Genomic DNA, 19,136 nt, shown 5'->3' with positions numbered 1-19,136 from the left:
GTCTTATAACACGTAACGAACCAAGTCGATGTCGCCCAAGGCTTTGTAGAGCGTTTCTACATGCTCTTTGCTCGTGACGGTAACGTCGATGGTGACGCTGTGGTAGTTACCTTTTGAGCTTGGCTTTACTTTGGGGGCGTAGTCGCCAGGAGCATGCTGTTGAACCACAGCAACAATTTTATCTGGCAATGACTCGTCAGCAACGCCCAGTACTTTGAAAGGGAAATTGCAGGGAAAGTCGAGTAATTCACCAAATTTGGTATCCATCTTGTTGCTCCAAAAGCTAGCGGTTAAACAGGTAAAGCGGATAAATGGGGATTCTATCACGATCTTTCAACGGCGCATTGAAGATCTTTACCTCAGTTGTTAACGCAGCATTTGATATGAAGGTCCTTAAAAAACAAACCCCAGGCCTTTGGCGCTGGGGTTTTGATAGTAACTAAGATTAGTTATAGGCACCGCTAGAGTAATGTAACTCATAGCTATGGCTGTAAATTTCTAGAATGTTACCAAACGGGTCTTCCATGTAGATCATCCGGTATGGTTTTTCGCCTGGGTAGTAATAACGTGGCGCTTTCATGCGCTTTTTACCGCCCGCTGCGACGATTTTTTCTGCCAGCCCTTCTACATCTGGATCTTGAACACAGAAGTGGAACACGCCAGTTTTCCAATATTCAAAGTTGTTTTCTGGATTTTCCTGATTATCGAACTGAAACAGCTCGACGCCGATACGGTCGCCAGTCGACATGTGGGCGATGCGAAAATGCTTCCAGCCGGCGCCAAATACGTCGGTACACATTTCACCAATGGCAGAGTCATCTTCGTTGACGTCTGTTGGCGGCATGATCAGATACCAGCCCAGTACTTCGGTGTAAAATTTTACCGCGGCTTCGAGGTCAGGCACCGAAATACCGATATGGGAAAAGGTGCGAGGATACGTTGTGTGTTGTTCGGTCATTGGGTTCACCTGTTGTGGTCGATGTCAACTGGGATGAAGTTTAGTCGGACAACATGAAAATTTTAAATTATCATTAATCATTATTTTGATAAGTTATATTTATTATCTATCATGCTGAATCCGCTTTATTTGCGTACGTTTTGCCAGTTGGTTGAGACCAAAAATTTTACGCGTACAGCAGAAGCTCTATTTATGACCCAGCCTGGGGTGACACAGCACATCAAACGCCTCGAGGAGGCAGTCGGTCAACCCTTGCTAAACCGCTTTGGCAAGCAGTTTGAATTGACCATTGCCGGTGAACAGCTGCACCGCTACGCCTTGCAACAACAAGTTGCGGAGCAAGAGCTGATGAGTGCAATGCAACACGATCGCGATGATGCCGGTGAGTGCCGATTGGCTTGTTCTGGTGCCGTCGCTTTGCGCTTGTATCCGGCACTACTGGCGTTACAGCAGCGGCAGCCCAAGTTGAGTTTCTATCTGGAAGCGGCTCCGGCTGGGCGTATTATTGAGCGCCTTAAGTTCGGCGATATTGCGGTTGGCATTTGCTCAGAGCAGGTGAATGATGCCACCATCAAACAACAAAGTTTTGCCAACGATGAGTTGTGTTTGGTTCTGCCACAAGCCACCCAGCTCAGTTGGCAAGCACTGATTGAGCTGGGTTTTATCAACCACCCCGATGGCCATCACTTTGCCGCTTCAGTCTTGCAAGCTAATTTCGCCGATCAGTTTGCTGGCATGGCCGCTATTCCGGAACGAGGTTATGTCAACCAAATCGGCCAGATCTTAACGCCAGTGGCTCTAGGGCTGGGATTCACCGTGTTGCCACGATCAGCAGTTGCAAGTGCGACAGCGGGGGGCCAATTGAAGGTCGCGGCATTGCAACAACCGGTTTATCAAACCTTGTACTGGACAGAAAAAAGACACAAACCACTGGCCAAGCGTTATGGCCGAGTGTTTGATACCGTCAAGCAGCTGCTCAATTGAGCAGCTGCGTATTGTTAGTCGCCAAGCCAATCAATGAGTAGCTCAAAGATTCCGGCAGCATTACCGGCAAAGACGCTATCTTGATTGTTCAATGGATGTGCGTTGTCGTTAGGCAGTGCGATGAGACCTGCTGATATCCCCGCGGAAGTAATATATCCCTCACTACTGTCCGGCATATTGCTGGCCGCATAGACACCGACAAAAACACTATCAACGAGCAGCTCAATGTCCTCGATGGGAAATTGAAGTTTTGATTGTCGCAGCACTTTCGGATCCATGCTGATAAAGGCATAGGTTTGCGTGGCGCTGTCATCGAAGATGATGCCAGAGATGATTTTCGGCTTAGCCAAGCCATTGTCACTCCATTCGATAGAAATGGGATCTAGGCTGATATCTCTGATGTCAATTTGTTGCAGTTCAAAAGCTATTTCCTCAGCGCTGGCGGCGAACTCGCGATTGTGAAGCGCGGAAGATTCTGCAGACCAAACCACGCGGTCAAAACCGATGGCATCAAATGCTGGCAGTAAGCCTGAAGTGATCGGAGCGGGCAGCGACTCAGCTTCTTCCTCGTCCAGCGGTGGGGTGTAGAGCTTGATGATGGTGTCCCAGTCTTGGTGTTTACCCGCGACGGTGTAGTAGTAATTGACCGGTACGTTTGAGGTCCACGGCACCATCCGTGCAGCGTGCTCGATGGTTAGTTCTAGCACGTCGTTGTCGCTGAGTTGCCGGTAGAACTCAAAGCCATAGTTAATGTCGCCATCAATGTCTTGCGTAACAACTAGTAAGTAGCTATCAGTGTCTTGAAGCGGGCATAGGTTAACGGAATCTATCCAAGCTTTTGCACCTTCAGCGATGTCGACTTTGGTTTCCTCGCCGTTTAACAACAAACGTCTATTGGCGGCAGTGGTAAGGGCATTAATACGAACCGACACGTCTCGACAACCTGAATCAGTGGATTGCGCTGGAGCATCGAAGTCGCTGGAGTCAAACGTCATGTAATCGCCGGCGGGTACACCGTAGAACAAATGCACGCGTTCTGCGCCATTGGCTTTGGTATTGATCACTCGAAAATATGCCAGATCATTATCTTGCAATTCGATGCGATAGCTACCATCGTCACTGGCATCAACCGGTTCATATAAACCCAGTGAGGTTAGCTGTTCTACTTCGCCATTGGGGCTAAGCGCTGAGTCGGAACGATCACCGGCGAGAAAAGCATCGCGATAGATATGGGTAAGGCGAGCGTAACTTAAGGCTGGGACGTGTTGCTCAGGGGATACGTTGGGCCTGCCTGAGGAGGGCACTGCAATAGTGGTCGGGATAGCAGATTTGGATTGAGATGCGGCGCTCGAACCGCCAGAGCCACCGCCACAACCACTGAACATAGCGGCAAAAATAACAACGAGAGAAAAGCGAGCTAAGCGACTTACTTGCGTAACCACGTGCGTAAACATAGTGGAATCCTTTCCAAACTAATTTTGGGGTTGCTAAATTGAGCCAAGCGCTGACGCACTGAGCATTCATTCAAGTCTGCAAATAAGTATAAAAGAAAAAGCCGCCAGCGGCGGCTTTTTTCGATTTAGTTGGTGAGGTTATGGATGAACAACAGGATATGGTCAATGAGCTTGCTGAACCAGCCGGCTTCCTCGACATCATGGAGCGCGACCAGCGGGTAGGTCGCAATATCTTCACCATCTAGGGTAACGTGAACAACACCAAACTGATCGCCTTTAGCAATCGGCGCTTCTGGGCGTGAAGTGAGTTCGAAATCGGCTTTCAAGTTCTTCCGTTGGCCTTTCGGCAGGGTGGTGGCTACCGTTTCCAAAACACCCAGCTCAATTTTTTCTTGGGTACCAAACCAGACGCGTTCTTCGGCGAACACAGTGCCCGGCTCATATGGCACTACGGTTTCAAAGAAACGGAAGCCATATTGCAGCAGTTTGCGGCTTTCGGCATTACGAGCGCGGGTGCTATCCGTGCCCATGACCACCGCGACTAGACGCATATCATCTTTCACTGCAGACGATACCAAGCTATAGCCCGCTTCATTGGTGTGGCCAGTTTTAATGCCATCTGCGCCTAGATCTTTATCCCACAACAAGGCGTTGCGGTTGAACTGTTCGCGGCCATCCCAAGTGTAACTTTTGTCGGCGTAAATGGCGTATTCTTCTGGTAAATCACGGATTAAAGCGGCACCCAAGGTCGCCATGTCGTGAGCCGTGGTGTAGTGCTCTGGATGGTCAAGGCCGTGACTATTCATAAAGTGAGAGCCGGTCATGCCGAGGTGGTCGGCGTAGGCATTCATCATATCGGCGAAGGCGTCTTCGGTACCGGCCAAGTGCTCGGCCACCGCAATACAGGCGTCATTGCCCGATACCACAATAATGCCGCGATTTAATTCGCCAAGCGGTACTTCGGTATCGACTTGAACAAACATCAGCGATGAGCCGCGTAGCTCTGCATTGGTGTACAAGGAAGCATTGGGGCCAATTTTGACCATGTCCTGCTCGGTGACATTGCCGTTTTTGATTTCAGTGCCCAGCACGTAGCTGGTCATCATTTTGGTCAGGCTGGCTGGTGCTAAGCGCTCATCGGCGTTGTGCTGAACCAGAGTGCGGCCAGTGAGATAGTCAACAAGCACATATCCTTTGGCATTAACCTTGGGTGGATCAGGCGTCACAACCGGCGCAGCAAAAGCGATACATGAAGTTGCCAGAGCAACCAAACCTGCGGTGAGAGAACGTAATGTTGTGTGCTGAAGCATAATTTATTTTAGGAGTAGTTGGGGTTAAGACTTGTGAGTGTGGCGCTAGCATAACATGCTCTGCGCTCGAATCTCACCGTTTCAATGATAGACCTTAAAGGCTGAAGAAAATTCACCTTTTTTTAATATTTCCAGCAATTTGTTGGCATCTTGCTCATCAGCAAACGGGCCCAGCTGGATTTTGTGTAATTTTTGCTCAGATACCGTTCGGCCCTGTGCATCAAACAAAGAGGCTAATTGTTGGATCAGGTGATCGGCTCTGGCCTTATCTTGCGTTGCCGCAACTTGCACAAACCAATTGCGATGGCTGATGTTTGTGTCGCTGGTTTGGTTCGCTGGCGTCGCCACTGTCGGTTGTGAACTGGCGGCAACTTGAATGGGTAACTTGGGACCTTCGGATTGTTGCTGCTGGACTAGCGCCATAATTGGATCGGGCTGCTGCCACGGCGGCTCAACCGCAATTGCTTCGATTTTTACCGCCGCGGTTCCGGTTTTCAACATTCCGAGTTTATGGGCAGCGGCATAAGACAAGTCGATGATGCGGCCGCGATGAAACGGGCCGCGATCATTGACTCGGACAATGACCTGTTTGCCGTTATCAAGTCGGGTCACTTTGACAAACGACGGCAACGGCAAGTGTTTGTGCGCCGCTGACATGGCGTACATGTTGTAGATTTCGCCATTGCTGGTTTTGTGGCCATGAAACTTGTTGCCATACCAACTGGCTTTGCCGGTTTCGCTAAATCCCTCGGCTGAATCCATCACTTGATAATGCTTGCCGCGAACCGTGTAGTGACGGTTGCCACCGCGTGATTTCGGCTCATATTTCGGTACCGCATCTGGCACTTGTGAGACATCGACCGGATCGACCGGTGCCGAGTCGTCGGCTTGATGATAACGCTGAGCTTGGTAGCGATCTGATTTGCTCATGCCAGAGCTGGCACAGCCTGAGAGCAGCGCCAGCGCGGTCAATAACCCAGCGACCTTAGAAAGCTCAGACATCGGTTAGCTGGCAGTTTGCTTCGCTTGCCAGGCCGCTTCAATTTGCTGGCTCAGACGGTAAACCGCCATGGCATAGAGTCGGCTGTGGTTGTAGCGAGTGATGACATAAAAGTTGTTGCAGCCCAAATAGTGGTGCGTTAACTGCTCACTTTCAGCTAACGGAAACAACATGATCTTGTCATCATCGGCCAGCTGTTGACTGGTTTTAATCCCGGCTTTGCGGGCATCCGCCCAGGCGTGTTTAATTTTGGTATTGGTCTGCACCAGCGATTCTGCCGCTGGCGTCAGTGTGACCTGCTCAACCATGCAAGTGCCCGGCGTCCAGCCGTGTTTGGCAAAGTAATTGGCAACACTGCCAATGGCATCTTGCGGCGAGTCCAGTAAGTCACGTTGACCGTCGTCGTTAAAGTCGACCGCGTAGGCGCGGTAACTTGAGCTGATAAACTGCGGAAAGCCCATGGCGCCAGCGTAAGAGCCATTAATTGATGCCGGATCCCAACCTTGCTCGTGGCTCAGCGCCAGAAAATGACCTAACTCGGAGCGAAAGAACTTGGCCCGTTTAGGGTAATGAAAGCCCAATGTATAGAGCGAATCGAGCACCCCTTTGTCACCTTTAAAGCGGCCAAAATAGGTTTCGACGCCAATAATGGCGACGATCAATTGTGCCGGCACGCCATAGGTTTGCTCAGCACGAGCGAGGGTTTGTTGATGGCTTTGCCAAAATTCAACCGCTTGCTCGACGCGCTCGGGCTTAAGGAAGATGGTCTGATATTGATACCAAGGCTTAGCTTCCCAAGGGGTGGTGATGCGCTCGATGATGTCTTGTTTAAAGCTGGCGCTTTTGACCTGATCCGCCACCCAGCTTGGATCGAGGTTGTAGCTGGCGGACACTTCGTCAATAAAAGTCTGATCAATGGTATTGCTTGCTAACGCGACAGAGCTGGCGGATAGCGCGGCAACTGTCAGGGCTGCTGACATGCCGAGGGCCTGCGCACGTTGGCGCAATCGGCCGAGGAAAAAATTCATATAATCATCCGTCGGTGGGTATGAATGCCCATTAAGATGCCAAAGCCAGCCAACAATGTCACCATGGATGTGCCACCGTAACTGACCAATGGCAGAGGAACTCCAACCACAGGCAAAATGCCTGACACCATGCCGATGTTGACGAATACATAAACAAAGAAGGTCAGGGTAATGCTGCCAGCGAGCAAACTGCCAAAGGTGGTTTGAGCATTCGCCGCAATATAAAGGCCACGAAAGACAATGAGCAGGTAGAGCAGTAACAGCAAAATGACGCCAGTAAGGCCAAACTCTTCGCTAAATACGGCAAAGATAAAATCGGTATGGCGTTCGGGCAAAAACTCCAACTGCGACTGGGTGCCCTGCAACCAGCCTTTACCGCTGATCCCGCCGGAGCCGATGGCAATGGTCGATTGAATAATATGGTAGCCGCTGCCGAGCGGATCACGCTCGGGGTCAAATAGGGTTAACACCCGCTGGCGCTGATAGTCGCGCATCAGATAAAACCACAATACCGGAATGAAACCAGCAAGGGCGACTGCGCCCGCGGCAATCAGTTTCCAGCTGACGCCGGCAAGGAAAATGACAAAAACGCCCGATGCGGCAATCAATAATGAGGTACCCAGATCCGGTTGGCGAGCAATCAGTAGGGTTGGAATGAGGATCAGTACAAAGGCTAGAATTACCTTACCAACACGCGCGGGCAACGCATCACTGGCTAAGAAATGGGCCGCGGCGATGGGCACAATCAACTTCATGATTTCCGATGGCTGAAAGCGCATAAAGCCAAGGTCAATCCAGCGTTGAGCACCTTTACCAACTACGCCGACTAACAGCACGGCCACTAACATCAAGGTGCCAATGACATAAATGGGATAAGCCCAGCGGCGATAGTTTTCGGGGTTGATTTGAGCCAGCGCCAACATCACAAACACGGCCACGCTGAGGCGGATGATTTGGCGGGTACCTAGATCCATACTTTGGCCACCGGCGCTATAGATCACCATCAGGCCAACGGCCATCAACACCAGCAGCAGCATCAACAGATAGGCATCAATGTGCAACTTAAACCAGATGCTGGGCTTGCGCATTTGCGCTTCGAGCCGTTCGACTGAGCCAAAAATCATGGCGTAGGGATCCCGATTGGCAGAATGGATTCAAAACCAGTGGTTTCAACATAATGGTCGATCACCGCTCTGGCAATAGGCGCGGCGTTGGATGAGCCACCGCCTTGGTTTTCAATGGCAACGGCTACCACGATTTGCGGATTATTGAGCGGCGCAAAGGCGACAAACATGGCGTTGTCGTGTTTGCGCTTGTTGAGCTTTTCGGCATCGTATTCTTCGTCTTGCTTGAGACTGAATACCTGTGCGGTGCCGGATTTGCCGGCAGACACATAACTGGTGTCGGCAAAGGCTTTGCGCGCGGTGCCGTGCTCCGAGTGATTGACTCGGCGCATGCCTTCAATGGCTTCATCCCAGTACGTGTCTTTTTTCAATTGCACTGGCGGTCGCTGATCCGGTGGCAGCTGAATGTTGCCCGAATCGGTTTGAATCGATTGCACCATCCGTGGGGTAAAGTTGTCGCCATGGCGCGCCATAATACCAATGGCATGGGCCAGTTGTAGCGGAGTTGCGGTCCAATAGCCTTGACCAATGCCGATGTTGACGGTGTCGCCCAGATACCAAGGTTGACCATGGCGAGCGCGTTTCCAAGATCGCGATGGCTGCACTCCGGCACTTTCTTCGCGAATATCAATACCTGTGTATTCGCCAAAACCGAACTGGCTGGCAAATTCATCAATTTTATCGATACCGAGTTTGGTCGCCGCATCAAAGAAGTAAATATTGCATGACTGCTCAATGGCGGAATACAAATCGACCCAGCCATGACCCCATTTCTTCCAGTCGCGATACTTACGTTTGACTCCTTCAATTCTAAACCAGCCCGGATCCCAGACTCTGGTTTCGGGAGTCACCACGCCTTCGTTTAATGCCAGCAATGCCAACAGCGGTTTTACCGTTGACGCGGGCGGGTATTGGCCCTGGGTGGTACGGTTGATCAGCGGACGGTCGTCTGAATTGAGCAGGGCGCGGTAGGCCTTACCACTGATCCCTTGAACAAACGGGTTGGGGTCGTAACTGGGCGCAGAGACCAGAGCCAGTACACTGCCATCGCGCGGATCGAGTGCGACAACCGCACCGCGCATACCGGTAAGTAGCTCTTGTGCTTTTAATTGCAGTTGAATGTCCAAGCTCAGGCGCAAATCACTACCGGGCACTGGTGGTTCAAATGCAACGGTGCGGGTAATGCGACCGCGGTTATTGACCTCAACTTCCTGATAACCAACGGTGCCGTGCAAGACATCTTCGTAATAACGCTCAAGACCTTGTTTGCCAATGTCGCGGGTGGCCTTGTAATTGGCCAGCTTGCCGGCTTTATCGAGGTTTTCGAGGTCTCGTTTATTAATCTTGGCGACATAGCCAACGGCATGAGTTAGGGCGTCGCCAAAGGGGTAATAGCGCTTTAAGCGGGCTTCAACGTAAATCCCTGGATATTGGTGCTGACTGACGCTGATCAGCGCCACCTCTTGCTCGGTCAGGTTTTCGAGCAGAGGGATCTTTTTAAAACGGCGGCTCACCCGGCTTTGTTCGAGAAATTTTTGTTGGCGCTCTTCGGAAATGGCCAGCATCTCCGCCAGACTGGTAACGGTTGCCGTCAAATCATCGATTTCTTCGGGGACCAGTTCTAACGAATAAACTGGCCGATTATCAGCCAATAGGATGCCATTGCGATCATAGATTAAGCCCCGGTTCGGAGCGACAGGAAGGACCCGAATGCGATTGTCGTTGGAGCGCGTATTAAAGTCTTCGTGGCGGGTAACTTGGAGCTTGTAAAGGTTGGAAACGAGCAGCGCCAGCATGGCGAATACAGCCAACAAAGCCACCACAGCACGGCGGTAAAACAGTGCTGCTTCGGCTTGTCTGTCGCGAATGGTGATCCGTTTACGCGCTGCCATTGAGCTACCCGCTACTCCCTGTGGTACGGATGATTATTTAACAGGCTCCAGGCCCGATATAGACTTTCGGCAATGATCACTCGCACCATTGGGTGCGGCAGAGTCAGTGGTGATAATGACCAGCGTTGATCGGCCGCAGCGATACATTCGGGCGCCAGACCTTCAGGACCACCAACTAGCAAACTGACGTTGCGGCCATCCATTTGCCAATTGGCTAATTGTTTTGACAGCTGGGGGGTATCCCAAGGTTTGCCGGTTACTTCCAGCGTGACGATTCGGTTGCCTTTACCAACCGCACTGAGCATGCGCTCGCCTTCTTGCGCCAGAATGCGCGGGATATCGGCATTTTTACTGCGTTTACCGGCGGCGATCTCGACTAGCTCAAAGGCACAGTCGCGCGGAAAGCGACTCTGATAGTCGTTAAATGCGGTGGTTACCCAGGCGGGCATTCGTTGACCCACCGCGATTAACTGTAAGCGCACTGCTTAGCCCCAGAGTTTTTCCAGTTGGTAGAATTCGCGGGCATTTTCCTGCATCACGTGCAGAATGACATCACCCAAGTCCACCAATACCCATTCGCCTTCGTCTTGCCCTTCCATACCTAAAGCAGGCAAGCCTGCATGTTTGGCTTCCGTTGCCACGTGTTCTGCGATGGACTGGACATGACGCTTCGAGTTGCCTGAACAAATAATCAGGGTATCTGTAATGCTACTGCGTTCAGCTACATCCAAGGTCATAATGTCCCGACCTTTCATGTCGTCAATTTTATCAACGATGAAATCAATCAGCTCTTTACCGTGCAACTTGCTCTCCTGCTCTTGAATAGGTTCAACATATAACCGAGTAAGGGTAACAAATTTCCCTCGTCGGCGTCAGCGCTATTGCCGATAAAGTTGATGGTCGGCGATATATTGCGCAACGGCTGGTGGCAGCCACTGGTTGGCATGCTCACCACACTGCAATTGCTGGCGGATCTCAGTTGATGAAACCGGCCACAGTGGGTTGTGTAAGCAGATGATATGACCGACCAGTGGCAGCTGCTGTAACTGGTTATTGGCAATGCCAAATTGCTGCCACAGCTGAGCTTCTGGGCCTTGTTCTGGCATTTGATCACCGGGCCGTTGGCACACCACAAGATGGCATAAATTGAGTAACTGCTGCCATTGATACCAACTGCTGAGATTAATGAACGAATCCATCCCCATGGTGAAGAAAATGGCATCTTGTGGATGCTGTTGTCGCAATCTGCGTAAGGTTTCAACCGAATAGGAAGGTTCGTCGCGATTCAACTCGATGGGATTGATCTGTAATTGCGGCTCGTCGTTGATGGCGGCTTGGGCCATGGCAAGACGATGGGCGGAGGTCACCAGCGGCTGCTCTTTGTGGGGGGGCAGGTGGTTGGGCAGTAACTGCATTTCATCGAGTTGCAATTGTTGACGGACAAAGCCAGCCAACTGCAAATGGCCGTTGTGAATTGGATTGAACGTACCACCCAGTAAGCCGATGCGTTTGGTCATGCGGTTACCTAGCCCTAAATACTCAAACTTGCTCGGCGGCCAATAGCCAATTGGCCGATGCCGATGGATTCATCAGTAACTGGCAGCACTGGCTGATCAACGGCCAGCTTGCCTGTGGATCGGCCTCGGCTCCTTTGACATTGCGCTCGAGCTTGGCACAGAGCAGCAAGGCTTGTTGCAATTGTGACGCTGAGAATTGATTTAATGCCTGTTTAATTGCCGGCTGTCGCGAAGGCCAGATACGAAATTGTTTAAACAGCTGTGCTTGATTGGACGGATGCAATTTGAGCTGTAGTAATTGGCCAATTTCTCTGCTCAGCGCCCAACAGACCACAACAGGCTCTGCGCCTTCGTCACGCAATTGGCTGAGCATGTGCGTCAATGCCGCTTGCTTGCCAGCGAGTAAGGTATCGGTGAGCTGAAACACATCGAACCGAGATTGATCGATTAACGATTGATGCAACTGCTCCACGGAAATTGGCTGATTAGGATGGAGCAGGGCCAGTTTTTCCAACTCCTGGCTGAGCGCCATCAGGTTACCTTCATGATGATCTTGCAGATATTGCAAGGCATCTGGTGGTAATTGCACGCCGTTTTCCCGAGCGCGTTGCTGTAACCAGCGGGTCAGTCGCTCGCCGCTGGGCACGTTGATGGCTACTGTTACCGCGAATTGAGTCAGCGCTTTAAACCATTTGCTGTTCTGTTGGGCTTTTTCCAACTTGCTACCGTGGCAAATCAGTAATAAATCGGGGCTAGGCTGCTGCGCATAATGCTCAAAAATTTGACCGGCTTCTTTGCCGATTTTGCCATTGCCTACATCCACTACGATGATTCGGCGGCTGGCAAACAAGCTCATACCCTGCAGAGCTTCGGCTAACTGCATGGCATCGTCTGTGGTATCAAGATAGAGTCGCTCGGTTTCATCAAACCCTTGCAATTTACCGGCATCAACAATGGCGCTGACTGACTCAAAACGTTGCAAGGGCTCATCGCCAAATATCAGATAGGCCGGTTGCACAGACTGTTGTAAAGCCTGTGGCAACTGATTGGGATAAAGTCTGGCAGTAGCCATGATATGCGCTCAGTAGCTTGCTGGCGATTTACAAGGATGACAGCTGAGCAAGCAACTGAAACGAAATTTGCTCTCGCATTTCTTGTAACAGGATCTCACGCTCACGGCGCTTGGCGAGAGCTTGGCGTGGATCATCGAGGTAATCGCGCTGGACCTGCAAGGCCAGCTTTTGTGGTTTCTGGTCGGGTTGAATGACATTGACATTGAGCTTGTAGACCAGCCGATATTCGGCTACCTGACCATCTGGATATACCGACAAATTGGTCCGCTCGAGCTTGTCTTTACCAAGGATCACAATCGGAGCTTGGTCGCTGGCGACATCAAGCAAGACAATGCCACTGGCTTTAAAGCGTTTACTGACTTCGCGAGAAATGGCCGCGTATGGATCTTGCACTTGTAAATGCAGTTGCTGGAACTGATCGGGAAGGGTGTAGCTGCCACGAAGCTGGAAACCGCAAGCACTTAACAAGGTGCATAGCACGAGAGGGAAAAGCCAGCGTTTTAACATTTATTGCTCCTGCAAATGCGGTCGCTACCAGTGTAATTGAAGCTGGCGAGCAGTGCTATGACTGCTCGCCTGATGCGTTAATTTGCAACGATATTCAGAAGTTTACCCGGTACATAAATAATTTTACGAACGGTTTTTCCTTCGGTGAACTTGCTCACATTGGCATCGTTCAAACCGGCTTCTTCAACGGCTTCTTTGCTGGCATCTGCGGCAACGGTGATTTTGCCACGGACCTTGCCGTTGACCTGGACAACGATGAGTTTTTCATCTTCGACCATGGCGCTTTCGTCGGCTTGTGGCCACTCCGCATCTTCCACCTTGTCGTTACCTAGCGCACGCCACAATTCATCACAAACGTGTGGTGCAATCGGGTTCAACAACAACACAATGGCTTCTGCCGCTTCTGCGAGTACCGCGCGATCTTGCTCGGTTTCTGCCGAAGCTTTGGTCAAGCTGTTCATCAGCTCCATGACCGCAGCGATCGCCGTGTTGAAGGTTTGGCGACGCCCCAAGTCATCGGAGACTTTGGCAATGGTTTTATGAACGCTGCGACGCAGGTCTTTTTGTGCTTTGTTGAGCGCGGCCACATCCAGTACAGGCGCTTGTTCGAAAGCGGCAACATCCTGCACGAATTTCCATACTCGCTTGACGAAGCGATGGGCGCCTTCAACACCGGACTCTTGCCACTCAAGCGTCAGCTCTGGTGGCGCGGCAAACATCATGAAGAGACGCACGGTGTCGGCACCGTACTTGTCGACCATCAGCTGCGGGTCAATGCCGTTGTTTTTCGACTTCGACATTTTGCTCATGCCGGCATAGTTCAGCTCTTTGCCGTCTGCGCCGGTTGCTTTAATGATGCGGCCTTTGTCGTCTTTTTCTAATTCGACTTCGGTTGGCGATACCCAAACCTGACCACCTTTTTCATCGGTGTAGTAGAACGCATCGGCCAGCACCATGCCCTGACACAACAACTTTTTAAATGGCTCGTCAGATTTGACCAGACCAGTGTCGCGCAGCAATTTGTGGAAGAAGCGCGAATACAACAGGTGCATTACCGCGTGCTCAATACCGCCAACATACTGATCGACAGGGAGCCAGTAGTTAGCGGCTTCCGGATCAAGCATGCCTTGGTCAAAGTTCGGGCAGCAATAACGGGCGTAATACCAGCTCGATTCCATGAAGGTATCGAAGGTGTCGGTTTCGCGGGTCATTGGCTGGCCGTTGATTTCTGCCTTGGCCCACTCCGGGTTAGCTTTGATTGGGCTGGTGACGCCATCCATCACCACATCTTCTGGCAGGATCACCGGCAGTTGATCTTCTGGGGCTGGCACGGTGTTGCCATCGGCATCGGTCAGCATTGGAATCGGAGCGCCCCAATAACGCTGGCGGCTAACGCCCCAGTCGCGCAGGCGATAGTTGACCTTACGCTCGCCTTTGTTGTCGGCTTCAAGCTTGCTAGCAATGGCATCAAATGCTGCTTGGAAATCCAAACCGTCAAATTCGCCCGAGTTAAACAGCACGCCTTTTTCGGTATAAGCCACTTCGGAAATATCAACCTCGCCATCGGCAGGTTTAATCACCGCTTCAATAGGCAGGCCATATGCTTGGGCAAACTCGTAGTCACGCTGGTCATGACCCGGTACTGACATGACAGCGCCGGTGCCGTAGTCCATCAACACGAAGTTAGCGACCCAGATAGGCACTTGCTTGCCGGTCAGCGGGTGAACCGCAAACAGGCCAGTGGCGATGCCTTTTTTCTCCATGGTTGCCATGTCGGCTTCGGCGACTTTGTTGTTTTTGCACTCGTCCACAAATGCGGCCAGCTCAGCATTGCCTTGAGCGGCTTTGGCTGCCAACGGGTGACCGGCAGCAATCGCTACGTAAGTCACACCCATCACGGTATCGGGGCGGGTGGTGTAAATGTGTAGAGGCTCGTCTTGGCCTGCAACATCAAAGGCCATTTCAATGCCTTCAGAGCGGCCAATCCAGTTGCGCTGCATGGTTTTAACGGTATCTGGCCAACCTTCAAGTTGGTCGATGTCGTTCAACAGTTCTTCGGCGTAATCGGTGATCTTGATGAACCATTGAGGAATTTCTTTTTGCTCAACCAATGCACCTGAGCGCCATCCGCGGCCATCAACGACTTGCTCGTTAGCGAGAACGGTTTGATCGACTGGATCCCAGTTTACGGTGGCCATCTTTTTGTAAACCAAGCCTTTTTCATAAAGCTTGGTGAAGAACCATTGCTCCCAGCGATAGTATTCTGGGGTACAGGTGGCCAGTTCACGATCCCAGTCGTAGCCAAAACCCAGCATTTTCAGCTGGTTTTTCATGTAATCGATGTTTTCGTAAGTCCAAGGCGCTGGCGCAGTTTTGTTTTTGATTGCGGCGTTTTCCGCTGGCAGGCCAAAGGCATCCCAACCAATTGGTTGTAATACGTTTTTACCTTGCATACGTTGAAAGCGAGCAATCACATCACCGAGTGTATAGTTGCGAACGTGACCCATGTGCAGACGGCCGCTGGGATACGGGAACATCGACAGGCAGTAGTATTTTTCTTTGTCGTTGTCTTCTTGAACAGAGAAGGTTTTTGCTTGCTGCCAAGCAGACTGAACTTGCGATTCAATCTCGCGGTGGTTGTATGGCACGTCCATTGAAGGTTCCGTTAATTACACTGTGAGCGTCGAGCCGAAATGTCTGGTGGCACCAGAGTCCGACTGACTTTGAAAATTTAAGGCCGCATAGGATACCGCATCCGTGATCAAGCCAACAAGACTAAACCGCCGGTTTATCTAAACTGTTTGTATGGAAAGCCGAAGTACGATGCCGATCCCGAGGGGAAAGCTATGAGTAAAGACAACAATAAAGACTATGAAACGCTCATTGATAAGGTGGTGGAACGTCTCAAACACGAGCAGCATTTAACCGCCGAGGCGTTAGATCACTGGTTGGAGCGCGCTGCTGAATATGTTGGTGCGGCGAGTGATTTAACCAAGGACGAGTTGACCTTGATGCGCGAATATCTGAAGCGTGACTTTCAGGCCTTTGCCGATTCAATGGATCCGGACTCGAAGACGCATCCGCCATCCGTTTGGTTAACGGGGATCAGCCAAGGGATTTGGCATAACCTGATGGAAATCACTGACAAAACGCAATGTGAGTGGCGAGAACTGTCGGATGATTTAAAGCATGACGGTGTCTATCGGCAGGGGGAATATGTTGGTTTTGGCGTGGTGCGGTGTACTAAGTGCGACCATGTGTTTGAGGTTTACCACCCAACGCTGCTGAGCGGTTGCGCGAACTGTGGTCATGATGAGTTTGTCAGAGAGCCGTTTGAGCCTTGATTCAGCCCAGTGCGATTGCGATGTTTGCCGAGAATAACCTCAGAGCATTTCGGAGGCAGGCAACAACACGCATCGGTGACGCTCAAGCCCATCCGTGGAGCGCTCTACACCCAGCATCCATGCCGGCTGAAGCACCTCTCGCGTTGCAGCCTACCTCCTTGGGAGCCTCGGGGGCTTCTGAAGAGCGAACCAAATGTTTCATCAACAAGCTTCTGCTGCAGGACGCAGCAGTAGAGTCATCAGGGAAGATTTTACGGCGTCTTGTTGAGGGAATCTTTGGTTCGGTCTTTTACTCATACCAGCTTTCTCAAAGCAGCTGCGATGTTTGCCGAGAATAACACCAGTGCATTGCGGAGGCAGGCAACAACACGTATCGGTGACGCTCAAGCACATCCATGTGTCGCTCTACATCCGGCATCCATGCCGGCTGAAGCACCTCTCGCGTTGCAGCCTACCTCCTTGGGAGCCTTGGCTACTTGTAACGCCAGCGGCGCCAAACCGCAATCAGTATGATCAAGCCCGATAGCGCTAAAACTGGCACGTGGCCAACGCGGGCGAAAAAGGTTTGGCCTCGGTGCTGGGCCACTTCGGCGGTTAATACAGCTTCGGTGAACTGTGGAGCCTTGGCCATAATCGAACCATCGGCGTCGATGACTGCGGTCACGCCGTTATTGGTAGCGCGCAGCACGGGGCGAGCTAGCTCTTTGGCGCGCATTTGAGCGATTTGCAAATGCTGGTGCGGGCCGATTGAGTCACCAAACCACGCATCGTTGCTTACTGTCAGAATAAAATCGGTATCTTGTTGAACATTCTGGCGCACTTGCTCGGCAAACAAAATTTCGTAGCAAATCGCTGGTGCTAACTTCCAGCCATTGGCTTCTAAATTATGCTGCACATAGCCGCCGCGGCTAAACGAACTCATCGGCAAGTTAAATAGCGGCGCCAATGGTCGGAGGATATCGCCAAACGGCACGAACTCGCCGATGGGTAACAAGTGATGCTTGCTATAGCGGTTGTTATGGCCGTAGATATAGCTACTTTTATCCAGCTCAGGGTCGCGACGCCCAACCACAATCAGGTTGTTGAAAAACACTTGGCTGTATGGCTGATAGTCGATGATCCCCGTGACCAGCGCGCTGCCCTTCCAAGCTAGCGTGGCATCGAGATTTTGTAAGTAACTCTGGGCTTGAATTTCAATCGCAGGAATGGCCGCTTCCGGCCAAATCAGCAGATCATGGTCATAGTAGGGCCGGCTCATGTCCTGATATTTGCTCATGGTCGGCCATTGCTGATCGGGCTCCCATTTCAGGCTCTGCTTAATATTGCCTTGCACCAATGCCACCTGAGCAAACTTGTCAGTTGGCTGGGATACCGTCTGCAGATTCGCCCAATAGGTCGCTAATGCAACGGCGGCGAATGCAGGAGTTAGCCAATACAGATTTCTCTTGGTTGTGACATAACTCAGCATGACCGCTAGACAAGCGACTAACCAGCCGATCCCCATTACGCCAATAAAGGGCGCAAAGGCAAATAGCCAACTGCTGGTTTGACTGTAGCCTAATGCCAGCCACGGAAAGCCGGTTAATAACTCGCCACGAAGTATTTCGCCGAATAACCACAACGACGGCAACAGCAATAAATTAAATGCCCGCCACCTTGGGTTATTTAAGCGATACCAAAGCCAGCCTGTTAATGCCGGAAATAGTGCCAGGTAAGCGCATAGCAATGACATTAACAACAGCGAGATGGCCAACGGCAAGCCGCCAAAGGAATCAATTGAAACGTGAACCCAACTAATGCCTACCGTGAATTGGCCAAAACCAAAGGCAAACCCTGTTGCCGCTGCTTGGCGCCAAGAGCTGGCCATTTTAAGCAAATTGAAAAAGCCCGCCATCGCCAAAATGGCAACGACAGCATGTTCAAATGGCGCGTAGGCTAGCGGATAGGTGGCACCAAATAGGAACGCCGCCAGCATCAGTAGCCAGCGGCGGTGGTTGGTCGTTGTCGGTTTGTTCATCAGTCAGCGGCAAACATCAGTGATTTAGCACCTTGGGCTGGCTATTCCGTAATCGTCTCTTCAGCTTGCTCTTTGAGCACTTTAACCTGCAGTTGCGACACTCTTCGCTTGTCAGTCGCCATGACTTTAAACTGGAAGCCGCTTAGCTTAATCGACTCACCGCGCTCTGGCATATGGCCAAAGGCGTGAACGACCATGCCACCGACGGTGTCGAACTCTTCGTCACTGAAATCAGTTTCAAAATACTGATTGAATTGATCAATCGCAGTCAGTGCTTGAACCGAATACAGGCGTTTGCTGACCTGGCGAATTGGATCGCCTTCGCTTTCAACATCATCGGTTTCATCTTCAATTTCGCCGACAATGACTTCGAGAATGTCTTCAATGGTGACCAAACCAGAAACGCCGCCATATTCATCAATGACGATCGCCATATGATAGCGATTGGCGCGGAACTCTCGGAGCATGACATCGACCCGCTTGCTTTCGGGCACAACCACTGCCGGACGCAACACGTCTTCAAGGCTAAATGGATTGTCGTTGCGGCCAAACGCATAGGGCAGCAAGTCTTTTGCCAGTAGCATGCCTTCGATGTGGTCTTTGTCTTCCGAGATCACCGGAAAGCGGGAATGGGCGGAATCCAGCAAGGTAGGCATGAATTCGTCGACCGTCTGGGTGAGCTCGACGGTGACCATTTGCGAGCGCGGGATCATAATGTCTCGAACTCGTAAGTCATCAACCTCCAACACGCCCTCAATCATTTGAGCAATGTCAGTATCAAATAGGCCGTTGGATTGGGCGTCTTTGATAATTTCGATAAGTTCTTGCTGATTTTTCGGCTCTGCGTGGAATAGTTGGCCCAATTTTTCTAGCCAGCCTTTCGGCGCAGAGCCGCTGCTAGAGTGGGGGTTATCGTCGCTCATGATGT

General features: G+C 51.3%; 18 protein-coding genes. 2 read left to right on the top strand and 16 right to left on the bottom strand.

Annotation, left to right across the window (positions count from 1 at the left end; translation table 11 throughout):
• Positions 1-3 precede the first annotated feature (3 nt).
• Positions 4-267, bottom strand: a complete 264-nt coding sequence (ybeD, locus tag IC617_RS10085; RefSeq protein ID WP_087505739.1) for a DUF493 family protein YbeD — start codon at positions 265-267, stop codon at positions 4-6.
• A 178-nt stretch (positions 268-445) separates the two neighbouring features.
• The gene (locus tag IC617_RS10080; protein WP_191144874.1) at positions 446-958 is read right to left on the bottom strand and encodes a lactoylglutathione lyase family protein; all 513 of its coding nucleotides are present in this window, start codon (positions 956-958) and stop codon (positions 446-448) included.
• Between the two features lie 111 nt (positions 959-1,069).
• Here IC617_RS10080 and IC617_RS10075 point away from each other — a divergent pair, with 111 nt between their 5' ends.
• Positions 1,070-1,942: a LysR family transcriptional regulator gene (locus IC617_RS10075; protein WP_191144873.1), complete on the top strand. Its 873-nt coding sequence runs from the start codon at positions 1,070-1,072 to the stop codon at positions 1,940-1,942.
• Between the two features lie 14 nt (positions 1,943-1,956).
• On the opposite strand, the gene IC617_RS10070 is transcribed toward IC617_RS10075, so the two are convergent.
• From IC617_RS10070 to leuS, 12 genes are all read right to left on the bottom strand, one after another.
• Positions 1,957-3,396, bottom strand: a complete 1,440-nt coding sequence (locus tag IC617_RS10070; RefSeq protein WP_191144872.1) for a hypothetical protein — start codon at positions 3,394-3,396, stop codon at positions 1,957-1,959.
• A gap of 125 nt (positions 3,397-3,521) precedes the next feature.
• Positions 3,522-4,706 carry a D-alanyl-D-alanine carboxypeptidase family protein gene (locus tag IC617_RS10065; protein ID WP_191144871.1) on the bottom strand — a complete coding sequence of 395 codons (1,185 nt, stop codon included), beginning with the start codon at positions 4,704-4,706 and terminating at the stop codon, positions 3,522-3,524.
• Between the two features lie 81 nt (positions 4,707-4,787).
• Positions 4,788-5,708, bottom strand: a complete 921-nt coding sequence (locus IC617_RS10060; RefSeq protein WP_191144870.1) for a septal ring lytic transglycosylase RlpA family protein — start codon at positions 5,706-5,708, stop codon at positions 4,788-4,790.
• A 3-nt stretch (positions 5,709-5,711) separates the two neighbouring features.
• Entirely contained in the window at positions 5,712-6,734 is a 1,023-nt protein-coding gene (mltB, locus tag IC617_RS10055; protein ID WP_224745922.1) for a lytic murein transglycosylase B, read from the bottom strand.
• Positions 6,731-7,858 carry a rod shape-determining protein RodA gene (rodA, locus tag IC617_RS10050; protein WP_224745921.1) on the bottom strand — a complete coding sequence of 376 codons (1,128 nt, stop codon included), beginning with the start codon at positions 7,856-7,858 and terminating at the stop codon, positions 6,731-6,733. The genes mltB and rodA overlap by 4 nt, the downstream gene beginning before the upstream one ends.
• Positions 7,855-9,750 (bottom strand): penicillin-binding protein 2, encoded by a 1,896-nt coding sequence (mrdA, locus tag IC617_RS10045; RefSeq protein WP_191144869.1) that lies wholly within the window; start codon positions 9,748-9,750, stop codon positions 7,855-7,857. The genes rodA and mrdA overlap by 4 nt, the downstream gene beginning before the upstream one ends.
• A gap of 11 nt (positions 9,751-9,761) precedes the next feature.
• Positions 9,762-10,232, bottom strand: coding sequence for a 23S rRNA (pseudouridine(1915)-N(3))-methyltransferase RlmH (gene rlmH / locus IC617_RS10040; RefSeq protein ID WP_191144868.1), 471 nt, complete (start codon positions 10,230-10,232; stop codon positions 9,762-9,764).
• Between the two features lie 3 nt (positions 10,233-10,235).
• The gene (gene rsfS / locus IC617_RS10035; protein ID WP_191144867.1) at positions 10,236-10,553 is read right to left on the bottom strand and encodes a ribosome silencing factor; all 318 of its coding nucleotides are present in this window, start codon (positions 10,551-10,553) and stop codon (positions 10,236-10,238) included.
• 75 nt (positions 10,554-10,628) lie between these two features.
• The gene (gene nadD / locus IC617_RS10030; protein ID WP_191144866.1) at positions 10,629-11,267 is read right to left on the bottom strand and encodes a nicotinate-nucleotide adenylyltransferase; all 639 of its coding nucleotides are present in this window, start codon (positions 11,265-11,267) and stop codon (positions 10,629-10,631) included.
• Positions 11,268-11,289: 22 nt separating this feature from the next.
• On the bottom strand, positions 11,290-12,339 hold the full coding sequence (holA, locus tag IC617_RS10025; RefSeq protein WP_191144865.1) for a DNA polymerase III subunit delta: 1,050 nt from the start codon (positions 12,337-12,339) through the stop codon (positions 11,290-11,292).
• Between the two features lie 28 nt (positions 12,340-12,367).
• On the bottom strand, positions 12,368-12,847 hold the full coding sequence (locus tag IC617_RS10020; RefSeq protein WP_191144864.1) for an LPS-assembly lipoprotein LptE: 480 nt from the start codon (positions 12,845-12,847) through the stop codon (positions 12,368-12,370).
• Between the two features lie 77 nt (positions 12,848-12,924).
• Complete coding sequence (leuS, locus tag IC617_RS10015) at positions 12,925-15,501, bottom strand: leucine--tRNA ligase (protein WP_191144863.1); 2,577 nt, start codon at positions 15,499-15,501, stop codon at positions 12,925-12,927.
• A 192-nt stretch (positions 15,502-15,693) separates the two neighbouring features.
• Here leuS and IC617_RS10010 point away from each other — a divergent pair, with 192 nt between their 5' ends.
• Entirely contained in the window at positions 15,694-16,191 is a 498-nt protein-coding gene (locus IC617_RS10010; RefSeq protein WP_191144862.1) for an OapC/ArvC family zinc-ribbon domain-containing protein, read from the top strand.
• 472 nt (positions 16,192-16,663) lie between these two features.
• On the opposite strand, the gene lnt is transcribed toward IC617_RS10010, so the two are convergent.
• On the bottom strand, positions 16,664-18,208 hold the full coding sequence (gene lnt, locus IC617_RS10005; protein WP_191144861.1) for an apolipoprotein N-acyltransferase: 1,545 nt from the start codon (positions 18,206-18,208) through the stop codon (positions 16,664-16,666).
• A 41-nt stretch (positions 18,209-18,249) separates the two neighbouring features.
• Positions 18,250-19,131 carry a CNNM family magnesium/cobalt transport protein CorC gene (gene corC, locus IC617_RS10000; RefSeq protein ID WP_191144860.1) on the bottom strand — a complete coding sequence of 294 codons (882 nt, stop codon included), beginning with the start codon at positions 19,129-19,131 and terminating at the stop codon, positions 18,250-18,252.
• Positions 19,132-19,136: the final 5 nt, after the last annotated feature.

Origin of the sequence: Neiella litorisoli (assembly GCF_014773395.1) — a bacterium.
Classification (GTDB): domain Bacteria; phylum Pseudomonadota; class Gammaproteobacteria; order Enterobacterales; family Neiellaceae; genus Neiella; species Neiella litorisoli.
Note: the sequence above shows the minus strand (reverse complement) of the source record. Positions and strands in the feature narration are given on the sequence as shown.